General features: G+C 61.8%; 16 protein-coding genes and 1 riboswitch. Of the genes, 4 read left to right on the forward strand and 12 right to left on the reverse strand.

Annotation, left to right across the window (positions count from 1 at the left end; genetic code table 11):
- Positions 1 to 86 precede the first annotated feature (86 nt).
- From KZH41_RS08810 to KZH41_RS08830, 5 genes are read right to left on the reverse strand one after another with little or no spacing between them, the layout of a single operon-like run.
- Positions 87 to 716, reverse strand: a complete 630-nt coding sequence (locus tag KZH41_RS08810) for an urea amidolyase associated protein UAAP2 (RefSeq protein ID WP_263274692.1) — start codon at positions 714 to 716, stop codon at positions 87 to 89.
- A gap of 9 nt (positions 717 to 725) precedes the next feature.
- Positions 726 to 1,451 carry an urea amidolyase associated protein UAAP1 gene (locus KZH41_RS08815; RefSeq protein WP_263274693.1) on the reverse strand — a complete coding sequence of 242 codons (726 nt, stop codon included), beginning with the start codon at positions 1,449 to 1,451 and terminating at the stop codon, positions 726 to 728.
- Entirely contained in the window at positions 1,448 to 2,212 is a 765-nt protein-coding gene (locus KZH41_RS08820; protein ID WP_263274694.1) for an ABC transporter ATP-binding protein, read from the reverse strand. The genes KZH41_RS08815 and KZH41_RS08820 overlap by 4 nt, the downstream gene beginning before the upstream one ends.
- Positions 2,209 to 3,024 carry an ABC transporter permease gene (locus tag KZH41_RS08825; protein WP_263274695.1) on the reverse strand — a complete coding sequence of 272 codons (816 nt, stop codon included), beginning with the start codon at positions 3,022 to 3,024 and terminating at the stop codon, positions 2,209 to 2,211. Before KZH41_RS08825 ends, KZH41_RS08820 begins: the two co-directional genes overlap by 4 nt.
- A gap of 12 nt (positions 3,025 to 3,036) precedes the next feature.
- On the reverse strand, positions 3,037 to 4,104 hold the full coding sequence (locus KZH41_RS08830; RefSeq protein ID WP_094951008.1) for a putative urea ABC transporter substrate-binding protein: 1,068 nt from the start codon (positions 4,102 to 4,104) through the stop codon (positions 3,037 to 3,039).
- Positions 4,105 to 4,165: 61 nt separating this feature from the next.
- Positions 4,166 to 4,267, reverse strand: a riboswitch (guanidine-I (ykkC/yxkD leader).
- A 313-nt stretch (positions 4,268 to 4,580) separates the two neighbouring features.
- On the opposite strand from KZH41_RS08830, the gene KZH41_RS08835 reads away from it, so the two are divergent.
- Entirely contained in the window at positions 4,581 to 4,940 is a 360-nt protein-coding gene (locus KZH41_RS08835) for a hypothetical protein (RefSeq protein ID WP_094951007.1), read from the forward strand.
- Here KZH41_RS08835 and KZH41_RS08840 read toward each other — a convergent pair.
- Positions 4,937 to 6,049: an enoyl-CoA hydratase/isomerase family protein gene (locus KZH41_RS08840; protein ID WP_094951006.1), complete on the reverse strand. Its 1,113-nt coding sequence runs from the start codon at positions 6,047 to 6,049 to the stop codon at positions 4,937 to 4,939. The genes KZH41_RS08835 and KZH41_RS08840 overlap by 4 nt on opposite strands.
- Positions 6,050 to 6,184: 135 nt before the next feature.
- On the opposite strand from KZH41_RS08840, the gene ung reads away from it, so the two are divergent.
- The gene (ung, locus tag KZH41_RS08845; protein WP_263274696.1) at positions 6,185 to 6,877 is read left to right on the forward strand and encodes a uracil-DNA glycosylase; all 693 of its coding nucleotides are present in this window, start codon (positions 6,185 to 6,187) and stop codon (positions 6,875 to 6,877) included.
- A 123-nt stretch (positions 6,878 to 7,000) separates the two neighbouring features.
- On the opposite strand, the gene KZH41_RS08850 is transcribed toward ung, so the two are convergent.
- From KZH41_RS08850 to KZH41_RS08870, 5 genes are read right to left on the reverse strand one after another with little or no spacing between them, the layout of a single operon-like run.
- Positions 7,001 to 8,038, reverse strand: a complete 1,038-nt coding sequence (locus tag KZH41_RS08850; RefSeq protein WP_263274697.1) for an AbrB family transcriptional regulator — start codon at positions 8,036 to 8,038, stop codon at positions 7,001 to 7,003.
- Positions 8,031 to 9,545 carry a tripartite tricarboxylate transporter permease gene (locus KZH41_RS08855; protein WP_094951002.1) on the reverse strand — a complete coding sequence of 505 codons (1,515 nt, stop codon included), beginning with the start codon at positions 9,543 to 9,545 and terminating at the stop codon, positions 8,031 to 8,033. Before KZH41_RS08855 ends, KZH41_RS08850 begins: the two co-directional genes overlap by 8 nt.
- A 1-nt stretch (position 9,546) precedes the next feature.
- Positions 9,547 to 10,005 (reverse strand): tripartite tricarboxylate transporter TctB family protein, encoded by a 459-nt coding sequence (locus KZH41_RS08860; RefSeq protein WP_094951001.1) that lies wholly within the window; start codon positions 10,003 to 10,005, stop codon positions 9,547 to 9,549.
- A gap of 60 nt (positions 10,006 to 10,065) precedes the next feature.
- Entirely contained in the window at positions 10,066 to 11,049 is a 984-nt protein-coding gene (locus KZH41_RS08865; RefSeq protein WP_406979675.1) for a Bug family tripartite tricarboxylate transporter substrate binding protein, read from the reverse strand.
- Between the two features lie 47 nt (positions 11,050 to 11,096).
- Positions 11,097 to 12,386 (reverse strand): OprD family porin, encoded by a 1,290-nt coding sequence (locus KZH41_RS08870; RefSeq protein ID WP_263274698.1) that lies wholly within the window; start codon positions 12,384 to 12,386, stop codon positions 11,097 to 11,099.
- Between the two features lie 235 nt (positions 12,387 to 12,621).
- On the opposite strand from KZH41_RS08870, the gene KZH41_RS08875 reads away from it, so the two are divergent.
- Together KZH41_RS08875 and KZH41_RS08880 are read left to right on the forward strand one after the other, a co-directional pair.
- Positions 12,622 to 13,293 (forward strand): response regulator, encoded by a 672-nt coding sequence (locus tag KZH41_RS08875; RefSeq protein ID WP_083359659.1) that lies wholly within the window; start codon positions 12,622 to 12,624, stop codon positions 13,291 to 13,293.
- Positions 13,286 to 14,671 carry a sensor histidine kinase gene (locus tag KZH41_RS08880; protein ID WP_094950999.1) on the forward strand — a complete coding sequence of 462 codons (1,386 nt, stop codon included), beginning with the start codon at positions 13,286 to 13,288 and terminating at the stop codon, positions 14,669 to 14,671. The genes KZH41_RS08875 and KZH41_RS08880 overlap by 8 nt, the downstream gene beginning before the upstream one ends.
- Here the strand turns inward: KZH41_RS08880 and KZH41_RS08885 are convergent, their stop codons facing one another.
- The gene (locus tag KZH41_RS08885) at positions 14,672 to 15,493 is read right to left on the reverse strand and encodes an HDOD domain-containing protein (RefSeq protein ID WP_094950998.1); all 822 of its coding nucleotides are present in this window, start codon (positions 15,491 to 15,493) and stop codon (positions 14,672 to 14,674) included.
- Between the last annotated feature and the right edge of the window lie 15 nt (positions 15,494 to 15,508).

Below are 15,508 nucleotides of genomic sequence, written 5' to 3' on the forward strand. Positions count from 1 at the left end.
CACAGGGAACCCTCATTGTTTTTGCATGCACTGCCCCGCTCGGGCCTGGCACAGGGCGAACAACCATTTACGCAACCGCTTCATTTTCAGTTCCATACCAGTAACTCCGCAGGGGTCGGGTTGTAGGCGTTGCAGGGGTTGTTCAATTGCGGGCAGTTGGAAATCAGCACGATCACGTCCATCTCCGCGCGTAAATCGACGTACTTGCCGGGCGCGGAAATACCGTCTTCAAAGGTGAGCCCACCGTCGGCTGTGACCGGCACATTCATGAAGAAATTGATGTTCGGCCCGATGTCGCTTTTACCCAGGCGGCCATCGTGGGCACAGGCGCGCAGGTAGTTGTCTCGGCAGCTGTGCATGTAGCGTTTTTCCAGGGCGTAGCGCACGGTGTTGCTCTCTTGCGCGCAGGCGCCGCCGAGGGTGTCGTGGCGCCCGCAGGTGTCTTCGACGAGGGTCAGCATCGGCTGGCCGAGGTTGGAATACAGCACGCTGCCGGTGCTCAGGTACACGTTGTTTTGCCGACGCAGGGTGCGTTGCACGTCGTAGCGTTCCTTGGGGTTTTTGAGGTTGTAGAACAGCGTGTCGACGGCCTGGTTGCCCTCAAGGTCAAGGATGCGCAGGGTCTGGCCGGCCTTGACCTCCATCAGCCACGGCTCGCCGGCGGGAATGGTTGCGCGGTACACCGCCGCATCGGGTTGTTTCAGTGCGATAGACATGGCAGCTCCTCAAGCGAACAGGCGGTCAGTGTTGATAAAGCCGCGCGTGTTTTCCGGGCGCGACGTGCGGCAGTGTTCGGCCACGCTGGGGGCCGCGTTCATCCAGCTCAGTTTCAGCGGTTGCGGTGCGTAATCGGGGTTGGGGTCCATCGGGTGTTGCAGGGCGGTGAGCACCACCAGCGTGTCCATCGGTGCGTAGAGCTCGATGTAGTCGCCGGCCTTGGAATTGCCCGGCACAAAGTGCAAACCGCCGTCGCCGTCCACGCTGACGTGGCTGAACAGGTTGAGGGTCATCAACAGGTCGCAAAGCCCCAGGCCCCACTTGCCCAATTCCACCAGCAGGTTGTCGGTGCCGTTGCGGTAGAAGCCGTTGCGCAGTTCCTGATAGCGGCCCTTGCCATATTTTTCGGCCACCTCGGCGGCGCATAACACCCCGCCAATGCTGTCACTCCAGCCGCAGGTGTCGGCGGTGATGGCGGCCAGCACGCGGCCCATGTCCGAGTACAGGCAGTGGCCGCGGGTGAGCTTGGCGGTGTGTTGGCATTTGAGGCTGTCGGGCAGGTTCAGGCGTTCGGTTTTTTCATTGGCGTTGAGCAGCGTCAGGCTGACGTTGGCGCCGCCACGAATGTCGGTGAGGCGCAGCAGTTGGCCGCGCTTGAGCACGAAGGAACGGTGGCCGCCGCCGGGTAGCATTTCTTCGGCGAACGGCGCAAACAGTTGAGTGGAATCGGTCATTGGGCTGTGGCTCCAAGTTCGGCGGCGAGCGCTTTGCGGCGCGCGCTGTTCAAAGGGATGTCGTAGGTAATGCGGGCGCCATAGGCACCGGGGGCGTGGGGGTCGACGCGGACCTTGTCGAACACCAGCAAGCGCGTGCCGAGGCTGAAGCCTTCGCTCAGGTCGTGGGTGACCATGAACACCGTCAGCCGGGTTTCGCGCCACAGCGCCAGCAACAGCTGGTGCATGTCCTTGCGAATGCCCGGGTCGAGGGCGCCGAAGGGTTCGTCCAGCAGCAGCACGCGGGGCTTCATGATCAGGGCTTGGGCGATGGCCAGGCGTTGCTGCATGCCGCCGGAGAGCTGCGCCGGGTACTTGTCCAAGGCGTGGCCGAGGCCGACTTTTTGCAGCAGTGCGGCCGCCTGTTCCCTGGCGTGTCTTTTGGCTTTGCCGAACAGCCGGCCCAGCAGCGGTGAATGAGGCAGTTCAAGGCCTAGGGCGACGTTGTCCAGTACCGTCAGATGCGGGAACACCGAGTAGCGTTGGAACACCACGCCACGGCTGGCATCCGGCTCGGCGGCGAGGGCTTGGCCGTCCAGCAGGATCTGGCCTTTGCTCGCAGTTTCCTGGCCCAACAGCAGGCGCAGAAAGGTGGACTTTCCGCACCCAGAGGTGCCGACCAGCGTGCAAAACTCACCCTCCTCGACGTGCAGGTTGAGGCCCTCCAGCACCACTTGGTCGCCGTAGCGCTGCCACACATTGTTGACGCTGATAAAACTCATGCCCGCGCTCCTTCGTACCAGGGGAACGCACGGCGGGTGAGGGTTTTCAGGCCCCAGTCCATCAGCCAGGCGAGCAGGGTGATCCACACCACGTAAGGCAAGATCACGTCCATCGCCAGGTAGCGGCGTACCAGGAAAATCCGGTAGCCCAGGCCGTCGGTGGAGGCGATGGCTTCGGCGGCGATCAGGAATAACCACGCCGAGCCGAGCATCAGCCGCAGCGAAATCAGCAGGCGCGGCAGCAGTTGCGGCAACACCACGCGCAGCATCAGGGTCCAGGTGGAGGCGCCGAGGGTTTGCGCTTTTACCAGCAGCTCGATGGGGATTTCCCGTGCGCGCTGCTCAAGGTCGCGCGCCAGGGCTGGGGTGATGCCGATGACGATCAGCATCACTTTGGACAATTCCCCCAGCCCGAACACGATGAACAGAATCGGCAGGATCGCCAGCGGCGGCACCATCGACAGCACCGTGAGCAACGGCGACAACGGCGCGCCAAACAGCGGCAGCGTACCGGCGGCAATCCCCAGGCACAGGCCGGCGAGGGCGCTTATCCCTAAGCCGATGGCGAGGCGGCGCAGGCTCGACGCGCTGTCTTGCCACAGCACGTACTCACCGGTACGCGTGTCGGCGCTGAACGCCAGGCGTTTTACCGCGTCGCCCATTTGCACGGCGCTGGGCAGCAGCCTGTCGTTGGGGTTGTCTGCCAGGCGCTCGGCCGAGCCCACGAAGTAGGCGAACAGCAGCAGGGCGAACGGCAGGATCACCAACAGTAGGCGACTGGAGCGTTCCGGGTGACGGTTGATCAGGCGCATGGCCGGGTCCTCTTACAGCGTGCCGTCGGCGGCCATCTGCACATAGCGGGGGTCGAAATGCAGCTTGAGGTTGGCGGTGTCGCCGCTGGTCACGCCATTGGCGAAGCTCATGCCCACGGCGCTGGTGTCCTTGGCGCCCTCACCGAGCAAGCCGTGCTGGAAGGAGAATTCGGCAACTTTGCGCATGGTGGCGGGCAACTGCGCACTGGTGGCGAAGGCGAGGGCTTCCTTGGGCGTGGCGAACAGCTTGGTGGTGTCCAGTTGCGCCTGGAAACCCTTGAGGTCGGTGCCCGACGCTTTGGCCATATGCTCCAAGGCTTCGGTGCTGGCGGCGTTTTTGGCGTTCATCAGCGCGACCACTTCAAACCAGGCACCGGTGAGCGCTTTGCCCAGGGCGGGGTTGTCTTTGAGGGTTTGGGTGTTGACCACCATCATGTCCATGATTTCGCCGGGCACTTTGCTGGAGTCGAAGACTTGCGTGACACCGGGCTTGGCCTTGATCTCGCAGAGCATCGGGTTCCAAGTCGTGACGGCTTGCACTTGATTGGTGTTGAAGGCAGCGGCGATGTCGGCGTCGGAGGTGTTGACCACTTTCAGGTCTTTTTCGGTGAGGTCAGCCGATTCCAGTGCCCGCGCCAGCAGGTAGTGGGACACCGAGAGTTCCACCAGGTTGACGTTCATGCCCTTGAGGTCGGCCACGGTCTTGCCGGTGCCTTTGATCACCACGCCATCGTTGCCGTTGGAGAAGTCGCTGACCACCAGCGCGGTGCTGTCCACGCCACCGGCGGCGGGGATGGTCAGGGCGTCCATGTTGGTCATGGTGCAGCCATCGAACTGGCCGGCGGTGTACTGGTTGATGGATTCGACATAGTCATTGAGCTGAACCATGTCGATCTTGATGCCGTACTTCTTGGCCCACTTGTCGAGGATGCCCTGGCTGCCGGCGTACTCCCACGGCATCCAGCCCGCGTAAATGGTCCAGCACACACTGAAGTGGTCTTTGCTGGCGGCTTGGGTCTGGAAGCTCAACACTGCGGCGAAAGCGGCGGCGAGCAGGGCGGGTAAACGGGGTGTTGGCATGGGGGTTCTCCAGTTGATCATGGGCGGGCAGGGAGCAACGCGGCACCGTGAACGGTGGCTTGTCTCCCGGGCTTTTATCCCGCCGTGTAACCTCAACTGGAGGTCGCCAACTCTCGGACCAGCCACTCGCGTCAAGCGAGCCGGAACCCTAGTCAGCCATTGCAAATTGTGGTGCCGCGAACCTGTGATGAAGCCTGCACGGGTTAGCCAAAGCGAGAGTCGTGCCAAGTAGGCCGCGAGCCTTTAGACCGAAGGTTTGCGCGAGGAGGGTGAGGGGCAGGGGGCTTGGGCTGCGTTGTGCTGGTGCGCTGGCGCACTGCAATGAAGCGCTCGCTTCGTCTGAAACAGATGTTTCAACCTGTGTCCGAAACGCACCAGATTCGGTTTTTGATGTCAGATATTTCGTCATTCAATGAAAGACGAATGCCGCCCTCCAGCGTCGCTGAAGGTGCTCTCAAGCGGTCCAGGAGGCCGCCATGTATCGACGACTGCTTCTTAGCGCTTTATTCGGCCTGACCCTGTCTGCGTGTGTGCCCTATTACGATGGCGGGGGTACTTACTATCGCTCTGAGGTCTACACCACTCCGGCCCCGGCCTATTACTACGGCGGCGGCCCCAGTTACCTCTATGGGCGTGGCTACTACGCGCCGCCACCGCGTTACTACCCGGCGCCGCGTTATTACCGGCCAGCGCCGGGCTATTACCCAAGGTCTAATTACCGGCCGTACCCGAACCAAGGCTGGGGCGGCAACCGTTGGGGCAATGGCGGTGGGCATAACCAAGGCGGCAACCGTGGCGGCGGGCATGGTGGCGGCCACGGTGGTGGTCACCGTTAGACGTCGGACAAGTCCGCCAGTGGGTGCCGACCTTCCCAGGCCTTGTGGAAATGCGCTTGCACCACGGCCTCGGGAATGGTGTTGATATCCGGCCAGTGCCAATGGGGCGTCTGGTCCTTGTCAATCAACCGCGCGCGCACTCCTTCGGCGAACTCCGGGTGACGGCAGCAGTTCAGGCTCAGGGTGTATTCCATCTGGAACACTTGGGCCAGGGACAGGTGCCGGGCGCGTTGAATCTGCTCCCAGACCAGATGCGCCGTCAGCGGGCAGCCTTCGCTGAGGGTCTTGCCGGCGCGGCTGAACAGCGGGTCTGCGTGGTCGCGCAATGGGCTCAGCGCGCGCCAGGCACAGCGCACATCACCGACGTCCAACCATTCGTCGATCTGTGCACGGCGGGGCAGCCATTGCGCCTCGGGTTGCTGGCTGACCGCTTCCTGGGCCAGTGCCTTGAGCAGGCTGTTGAGTTGCATCGCGGTTTGTTCCTGCCAATTCAGTTGCAGCAGACCTTCGATTAATTCTTCTTGCTGGTCATCGCGCAGGAAACGGTCGGCCAGGCCCAGGTCCAGGGCGTCGCGACCATTGATGTGCGCGCCGGTGAGGCCAAGGAACACGCCGAGCTTGCCGGGCAGGCGCGACAGGAACCAACTGGCGCCCACATCCGGGTACAGGCCGATGCTGATCTCGGGCATCGCCAGACGGCTGCTCGGTGTCACGATGCGCACCGCCGCGCTTTGCAGCAGGCCCATACCGCCGCCCAACACGTAGCCGTGGCCCCAGCAGATCAGCGGCTTGGGGTAGGTGTGCAGGCGATAGTCGAGGCGGTATTCCGCCGCGAAAAACTCTGCGGCCAGGGTTGGCACAGCGCCGGGCTGTTCACGGCAGGCCTGGGCCAGGCTGCGCACTTCGCCGCCGGCGCAAAAGGCTTTGGGGCCATTGCCGCGTAGCAGCACACAGGCGATGTTCGGGTCTTGGGCCCAGGCATCCAGGCGATCGCCCAGGGCCAGGATCATCGGCAAGGAGAGCGCGTTGAGAGACTTTTCAGCGTCCAGGCTGGCGATGCCGATGCGGGCACCGTCGCTGCCGGTCAGCTCTTCGAAGTGCAGGTTCATCGTGACCTCAATCGAGAAAGTGAACGATCAGTATGATCGTTTCAACAGAAAGTGCCGGTTGTGTGTCAGATCAATTGACAAGCGGGGTCGGCTTTCCTAGGGTTCGCCCATTCTTTTTTACACGACGAACACACCATGACCGAAGGCGACCGTATCAAACTCGAACCCAGCTGGAAACACGCTCTGCAGGATGAGTTCGAACAGCCCTACATGGCTCAACTGCGCGAGTTCCTGCGCCAGGAACACGCCGCCGGCAAAGAAATTTACCCACCGGGCCCGCTGATTTTCAATGCACTCAACTCAACGCCGCTGGACAAGGTCAAGGTGGTGATCCTCGGCCAGGACCCGTACCACGGCCCAGGCCAGGCCCACGGCTTGTGCTTCTCGGTGCAACCGGGCGTGCCGACGCCGCCCTCCTTGGTAAATATCTACAAAGAGCTCAAGCGCGACCTGAACATCGACATCCCCAACCACGGTTGCCTGCAAAGCTGGGCCGACCAGGGCGTGCTGATGCTCAACACCACCATGACCGTGGAACGCGCGAATGCCAACGCCCATGCGGGCAAGGGCTGGCAGTTCTTTACCGACCGGATTATCGAAGTGGTCAGCGCGCATCAACCGCACCTGGTCTTCCTGTTGTGGGGCGCCCATGCGCAAAGCAAGCAAAAACTGGTGGATGCGACCAAGCACCTGGTGCTGACGTCGGTGCATCCGTCGCCGCTGTCGGCGTATCGCGGGTTTTTGGGCTGCGGGCATTTCAGCCGCACCAACAAGTTTCTTGAGCAGAATGGCGAGGCGCCGATTGAGTGGCGGTTGCCGCCACTCTAAAGCTCAACACAGTCCAATGTGGGAGCTGGCTTGCCTGCGATAGGATCACCTCGGTCTGGCTGAAACACCGAGGTGCCTGGATCGCAGGCAAGCCAGCTCCCACATTGGAATTTGGTGGAGGGTTTAGACGTTGTCTGGCTGGCGGTTCCAATGCCTGAACAACGGCTCTGCCAGAAACAGTACAAATAACAAGCGCATCACCTGCATCGCCGTCACCAACGGCACCGACAGTTGCAAGGTCTCGGCGGTGAGGCTCATTTCGGCAATGCCGCCGGGCATCATGCCCAAGGTCAGTGAGCGCAAGTCCAGCTGCGTCATGGCGCTCAAGCCCACCGCCGCTAACGTCGCCAGCGCCATGGTCAACGCCGTACCGATCAGCGTACGCGCCATAAACGACGGGGCCCGGCGAAAGAACTGACGGTTGAAGTGGCAGCCCAAGCCGCTGCCGATCAGCCATTGGCCGATCTGGCTGCCGCCATCGGGCAGGCCGATATGCAAGTCCCACACTACACTGGCGGTGGCGCTGACCAACAGCGGCCCGAACAGCCACGGGTTCGGTTGGCGCAAACGCTGCCATCCCCAGGCCACCAGCGCGCCAAGTGGAAATAACACCGCCAGCCAGGCCCAGCTCACCGGCGCGGGATGAAACTGCGGCGCGCCGCCTTCGAGCAAATACTTGAAGATCGCCGGCACACACAGCACCACCACCAGCACGCGCAAACTCTGCCCCGCCGCAACACGGCTGAGCACCGCGCCATTACGCGCGCCGAGGTTGACCATCTCACCGGAACCGCCCGGCATGCTCGAGAAAAACGCGGTGGCGCGGTCTTCGCCACTGCGGCGCATCAACCACACACCGACAATGCTCGACAGGCTGGTGATCAGCGCACCGAAGAAGATCAGGCCGAAGTGGCTCATCACCTGCTCGATCACCATCGGCGTAAAGTGCAGCCCGATGCCGACGCCCACTACCCATTGGCCGCATTTGCGTCCGCCGGGAATCTCGGCCAATTGCCATGGCGTCAGGCAGCGCACCAGGATGATCGCCAGCAACGAGCCGACCATATACGGCAAAGGCCAGCCGACGAGGCTGGCCAGGTAACCGCCGGCCAGGCCGACCAGCGGTGTTGCCCACCATTGTTTAAAGGTGACCTCAGACATCGGCCACGGCGCGACGCTGCAGGGCACGTTTGCGGTAGATGCGCAGCAGCGGCACAAGCAACATGATTGCGGTCAGTACCCACACACCAAAGGTGATTGGGCTGGACCACAGGATTTCCAGCGCGCCGTTGGAAATCGACAGCGCGCGGCGCAGGTTCTGCTCCATCAGGCCGCCGAGGATAAAGCCCAGCAGCACCGGCGACAGCGGGAAGTCCAGCTTGCGCAGGATGTAACCGAAGATGCCGATACCAATCATCAGGAACAGGTCGAAGGTGGTGGCGTGAACCGCGTACACCCCAATCGCGGTGATGATGGCGATTACCGGCACCAGCGCCCAGTTTGGCACGGCAAGGATGCGCGTGAAGATGCGGATCATCGGGATGTTGAGGATCACCAGCATGATGTTGGCGATAAACAACGAAGCGATCAGGCCCCAGACGATGTCCGGCTGTTGTTGGAACAGCAGTGGGCCGGGGGTAATGTTGTACAGCGACAGCGCGCCGATCATCACCGCGGTAGTGCCTGAGCCGGGTACGCCGAGGGTCAGCATGGGGACGAGGGCGCCGCAGGCGGCAGCACCGATGGCGGTTTCCGGCGCGGCCAGGCCACGTTTGTCACCTTCGCCGAAGGTGCCGCTGGCACCGGCGATACGTTTCTCGGTCATGTAGGCCACGGCGCTGGCCAGGGTGGCGCCGGCGCCCGGTAGCACACCCATGATGAAGCCCAGGACGCCGCAGCGAATATTGACTACGAATACCGACGCTGCTTCCTTGAAGTTGAACATCATGCGCCCGCTGGCCTTGACGGCTTCCTGGCCATGGTGGGTTTTTTCCAGCAGCAACAGGATCTCGCTGATGGAAAACAGGCCCAGGACCAGCACCACAAATTGGATGCCGTCGGTCAGGTGGATATTGTCACCGGTAAAGCGGTACACACCGCTGTTGGCGTCGATACCCACCGCCGACAGGAAAAGGCCGATCAAGGCGGCGACAAAGGTTTTCAGCGGTTTCTCACCGGCCATACCGCCCAGGCAGACAATCGCGAACACCATCAATACGAAATATTCCGCAGGCCCAAAGGCAATCGCCCATTTAGCCAGCAGGGGAGCAAACATCACCATGCCGCAAGTGGCGATGAGTGCACCGATGAACGAACTCCATGCTGACAACGACAGTGCCACGCCCGCCAGGCCTTTACGCGCCATCGGGTAGCCGTCGAGGGTGGTCATTACTGTCGAGGCTTCGCCCGGGATGTTCAGCAGAATCGAACTGATACGGCCGCCGTATTCACAGCCCAGGTACACGGCCGCCAACAATATCAGGGCTGACTCAGGCGGCAGCCCAAGCGCGAAGGCGATGGGGATCAACAGCGCGACGCCATTGATCGGCCCCAGGCCCGGTAACAGGCCGACCACGGTACCGATCAGGGTGCCGCACAATGCGGTCACCAGGTTGTAGGGGGTCAGCGCAACGCCGAAACCCTGGCCCAAATAGCCAAGCGTATCCATATCAGTTCTCCAGAACGTCGAGCAGGCCGAGGGGCAGAGGTACGTCCATGGCTTTATCAAACAGCAGATAAAGACCGACGCTCATCAACGTGATAATCACCACGCTGGGCAACCAGCGACCGCCATATAGCCGAGCCATTGGTATACCGATCAGCATGCTGCTGAGAATGAAACCCAGCGGCTCGAAGGTGCCGGCAAATATCAGTAGCAGTGCCACGCATAGGCCGATTTTGATCAGGGTCGCTCGGTCCAGCGGTGGTTCGTCGTCCTTGTATTGGGTGGGCTGAGGGCGAAACAACATATAGATCAGTGCCAGGCTCATCAGGCCGAGCATCAACAGCGGGTAGGCACGGGGTCCGACCGGCTCGTAGGAAAATGCCGCCTGATACGGCCAGGCCATCAAGGCCAGGCCGGCGCAGGCAAGCAGCAGCGTGGCTGCAAAAATGCGTTGTAAGAGCATGGGAAACTCCTGGGCCACACCCCTGATGCACAGAGGCGTGGCCGCGCGAACAAGGGGCGATTACTGGATCAGGCCGAATTCTTTGGCCAGCACTTTGTAGTCAACCACCTGTTTCTTCACGTAGGTGTCCAGCGCAGGTCCGGTCATGGCGAACGGGAACAGCTCGCGCTGGTTGCGCAGCTTGGCGAAGTCTTCGGAAGCCAGCAGCTTGTCAAAGGCGGCTTTCCACCAGGCGTAGTCTTCATCGCTGACTTTTGGCCCGAGGTAGAAGCCTCGTACCACTGGCCAGACGATGTTGTAGCCTTGCTCCTTCGCCGTCGGAATATCCTTCATTTCCGGCTCGTCCAGGCGCTCCTCGGAGAACACCGCGAGTAAGCGCATGTCGCCGCTCTGGATATGGGGCATGGAGTCGGAGATGTCGGTACTGCCCACTTGGATATGGTTGCCCATCAATGCGGTGACAATTTCACCACCGCCTTCCAGTGCCACATAGCGCAGGTCGCGCGGATTGATCCCGGCAGCCTTGGCGACTAGAGCGGTTTGCATCCAGTCCTGGCTGCCCACAGTGCCGCCGGAGCCGATGACCACTTTGCTCGGATCTTTCTTCAGCGCCTGTACTAGGTCGTCGAGGTTTTTGTAAGGCGAATCGCTTTTTACGGCGATGGCACCGTAGCTGGTGCCCACGGCTGCCAACCAACGCACGGCACTTTCATCGAAGCGCCCGAACTTGCCTTGGGCCAGGTTCAACAGCGAACCACTGGACCACGCCACCAAGGTGCCGGCGTCTGCCGGGCGCTGCGCCACCACTGCGTTATACGCCACCGCACCCACGCCGCCCGGCATGTAGGTCACGCGCATCGGTTTGCTCAGCAACTTTTCGTTGACCAGCGCGCTTTGCGCCAGTTTGCAGGTCAGGTCAAAACCACCGCCGGGCGAGGCCGGGGCGATGCATTCCGGGCGCTTGGGTTCGTCGGCGGCCATCAGTTGGCCAGCGAACAGCATGCAGCCGGCGGCGAGGGCCAATTTACGCAGTGAATAGGTCATTTTTATCTCCGTCTTTGTTGTTATTAGGTGTGACTGCCCGGCACTTATTACCAGAGCGCGAGGCTGTAACTGACCAGCACACGCACTTCATCCGCGTCACGTGCCGAATAGTTGGAGCGGTACGTGGCATTGCGCAGGCGCAGGGCTACGTCTTTGAACGTGCCACTTTGCACGACATAGCGGATCTCGCTGTTGCGTTCCCACTCCTTGCCGGTCTCGCCGTTCCTGAGCTTGATGTTGTCACCCGACAGGTAACGGCTCATAAAACTCAGGCCGGGAATCCCCAGTTTGGCGAAGTCGTAGTCGTAGCGTGCCTGCCAGGAGCGTTCTTCGGCGCCGGCGAAGTCGTTGATCTGTACGAAGTTGACCAGGTACGGGTCAGCGCCATCCACATAGGGAAAGGCGCTGTCGCCGGACATGTGCTGGTAGCCGGCGCTGAGCTTATGGCCATTGAGGGCATAGCTGAACAGGCCGTTGAGGGATTTGTTGTCGATAGGGCCGCCGTGGGCTGCACCGGTGTCATCACTGATGGCCAGGCGCAGGTCGGCGCCGAAGGTGCCGGGGCCCATTGGGCGCGAGGCCACCAGGCCCAGGAAGTGCTGGCGGTAGACATCGTCGAGCTGGGCGAAGTGGTAGCTGCCGGTGATCTTGTCGGCGAACTTGTAGTCCACGCCACCGAAGTTGAAGTGCTTGCCGGTAGCGCCGCTGACGAAACGGCTGTTCTTGTTGTTGAGGGCGATGTCTTCGTAGTCGGTAGAGTCGCGGTCCTTGGCTTTATCCAGGCGGCCACCGGTGAACACGAGGTTCTTGAATTCTTTGGACGTCAGCAGCCCGCCGTTGAAGGTTTGCGGCAGGATGCGGCCGTCGTTGGGCTTGAGGATCGGCAATTCGGGGATCAGCGCACCGATCTTCAGCTCGGTGGCGGAGATTTTCACTTTGCCGGTCAGGCCGAGTTTGGAGTATTCATCCACGGCCCGACCGTTGTCGGTGGGCAACAGGCCGCTGCCGGTGCGGTCGGGGCTGGAGTCGAGCTTGACCCCGAGCATGCCCAATGCATCCACGCCAAAGCCGACGGTGCCGTCGGTGTAGCCCGATTGCAGGTTGAGCATAAAGCCCTGGGCCCATTCGTCGCGCTTGGACTGCTGCGCGCTGGTGCCGTCGCGAAAGTCGCGGTTGAAGTACATGTTGCGGGTTTCCAGGGTCGCGCTACTGTCTTCGAAGAAGGCAGCCTGGCTCAGCGGCGAAAAGCCGGCAAGGGCAGTGGCACTGGCAAGGGCGGTCTGGGTAAGGCGAGAAAAACGAACAGGCGGGCAAGCCTGGGGCTGTGTCGACAGCATCGTTGTGTACTCCGTTATTGTTCTTATTTTGGCGAAAACGCGTCTAGGCGTTTTTCTGGCGCTACGGATCAGGTAGCTCGGCGGGAATTACCCACCGTATCTGGATGCTAAAGGGCGAACCTTTCACTAACCTTTCAGTTGCATTTCAGTGTTTTCGGGCTTCACAGGGCAGGTGGCGCCTGTAAACTGCCCGCCAAAGCGTGGCGTCGACCATGCCCGAATGAGGTGAAAATCCATGCGTGTTCTCCTGGTTGAAGACCATTTGCAACTCGCCGAAAGTGTCGCCCAGGCGCTCAAGAGCACGGGTTTGACCGTCGACGTGCTGCACGATGGGGTGGCCGCGGACCTGGCCTTGAACAGTGAGGAATACGCGGTGGTCATCCTCGATGTGGGGCTGCCGCGCATGGACGGTTTCGAGGTATTGGCGCGCCTGCGGGCGCGTGGGAAAAATCTGCCTGTGTTAATGCTGACGGCGCGCAGTGATGTGAAGGACCGCGTGCATGGCCTGAACCTGGGCGCCGATGACTACCTGGCCAAGCCGTTTGAACTGACCGAGTTGGAGGCGCGGGTCAAGGCGCTGTTGCGCCGCAGTGTATTGGGTGGCGAGCGCCAGCAGGCGTGCGGCGTGCTGGTGTATGACTTGGATACCCGGCGTTTCACGGTGGGCGGCGAACTGTTGACCTTGACCTCCCGCGAGCAAGCGGTGCTTGAAGCGCTGATTGCCCGTCCAGGCCGCGTGATGAGCAAGGAGCAATTGGCCTCCCAGGTATTTGGCCTGGATGAAGAGGCCAGCCCCGACGCCATCGAAATCTATGTGCACCGTTTACGCAAGAAACTCGACGGCCAGCCCATCGCTATCGTGACCTTCCGCGGCCTCGGCTACCTGCTGGAAGCCCGCGATGCATAAGCCCAGCAGCTTGCGCTGGCGCCTGCTGTGGAACCTGGCACTGTTGCTGGTGGTGTTGATGCTTGCCAGCGGCATGAGTGCTTACTGGAATGGTCGCGAAGCCGCCGACACTGCCTATGACCGCACCTTACTGGCCTCGGCGCGCACTATCGCTGCCGGGTTGACCCAAGTGGATGGCACCCTGAGTGCGAATGTGCCGTATGTGGCGCTGGACACTTTTGCCTACGACAGCGCAGGCCGTATCTATTATCAGGTCAACGATATTGATCAGAAGCTGATCTCCGGCTACGAAAACCTACCCGGTCCGCCTCCCGGCACGCCGCGTACTGACGATTACCCCGCGTTGGCGCGGTTTTATAACGCCACGTTTCAAGGCCAGCCTGTCCGTGTGGTCAGCCTGCTCAAGGCTGTCTCCGAACCGAACATGAATGGCATGGCAGAGATTCGCGTCGCGGAAACCGATGAAGCGCGCGAGAGCATGGCCCGCAGCCTGATGGCCGACACCTTGCTGCGCCTTGGGATGTTGGCGGTCGGCGCGTTGATGCTGGTGTGGTTTGCCGTGAGCGCGGCGTTGCGCCCGCTCGAGCGCCTGCGCACGGCGGTGGAAGAGCGCCAGCCCGACGACTTGCGGCCGTTGCCGCTGGTGGAAGTGCAGGATGAGTTCGGCCCGCTGGTGCGCTCCCTCAATCACTTCACCGAGCGCCTGCGCGGCCAGTTCGAACGTCAGGCGCAGTTTATCGCCGACGCCGCCCACGAACTGCGCACCCCGCTGGCCGCGCTCAAGGCTCGCCTGGAGCTGGGCCTGCGCAGCGACGCCCCGCAGACGTGGCGCAGCACCCTGGAAACCGCCGCCCAAGGCACCGACCGCCTGACCCACCTGGCCAACCAGTTACTGTCGTTGGCGCGCATTGAAAACGGCGCACGGGCGATTGCCGAAGGCGGTGCGCAATTGCTCGACCTCAGCCAGTTGGCGCGCGAGTTGGGCATGGCCATGGCGCCGCTGGCCCACGCTCGCGGTGTCGCCCTGGCGTTGGAGGCAGACGAGCCGGTGTGGCTGCGCGGCGAGCCAACTTTATTGAATGAGTTGTTGAGTAACCTGGTCGATAACGCGCTGGCCCACACGCCACCGGGTGGCAATGTGATCCTGCGGGTTACGGCGCCCGCGATCCTGGAAGTGGAAGATGATGGCCCGGGCATCCCGCTGGATGAGCGGGACCGGGTATTTGAGCGTTTCTATCGCCGCAGCCAGCAGGGCATGGGCTCGGGGTTGGGGTTGGCGATTGTCGGTGAGATCTGCCGCGCGCACTTGGCGCAGATCAGTCTGCATGATGGTGAGTCGGCGGGGCTGAAGGTGCGCGTGAGTTTTATCGCGGGTTGATCAGTAGAACATCGAGCGCGCTTCATCCAACTCGGCGCGCAGGGCATCGCTGTAAGGGTCGATACGCAGTTTCTTGATTGCCGGCAGGTCTGAAACCGCCACGTTCGCCAGCGGATGATCGGTGTCTCGGTGGCAGTACAGCACGGCAACTTGCACTAGGTCGATGTAGTCCAGGCTCGCGGAGTCCCGCTCCAGGTCCAGGTATTGCCCCGGCAGCTTCGCCAGCATCTCCGGGAAATCCCAGCCACCCAGCAGCTTGTCGCCCAGCAATGGATGAATGCTCTCGATCACATGGTTGAGGCTGACCGGGTCGGAGAGCAGTTCGTAATGGTCTTCGGCATAAGTGAGGATCGGTAGCACGCCTATCTGATGCACCAACCCGCCGAGGGCCGCTTGGTCCGGCTTGAGATGGCTGTGGCTGCGGCACAAGGCATAACTCACGCCCGCCACTTCCAGGCTGCGGCGCCACACTTCGCGCATTTTCAGTTCGACGACTTCGGAGCGCGCGTGGAAGATTTGTTCCATCACCAGGCCGATGGCCAAGTTACTACTGTAATTGGTGCCCAGCCGGGTGATGGCGGTGTGCAGGTCGGTGACTTCCTGGGTCGCGCGCAGCAGCGGGCTGTTGACCACTTTGATCAGGCGCGCCGACAGGGCGGTATCGCGACTGATCACTTTACTCAGGTGGCCGATGCTGATCTCCGGGTCTTCGGCGGCCTGACGTATCTTCAGGGCCACTTCCGGTAATGTCGGCAGAACCAGGTCATCGTTGTCGATGGCCGTCACTAAAGCCTGTTGGACTTTTTCCGCCAGCTTGTTCATTCATGCTCTCTAGGG

This window comes from Pseudomonas sp. YeP6b, assembly GCF_025642995.1.
Lineage (GTDB): Bacteria > Pseudomonadota > Gammaproteobacteria > Pseudomonadales > Pseudomonadaceae > Aquipseudomonas.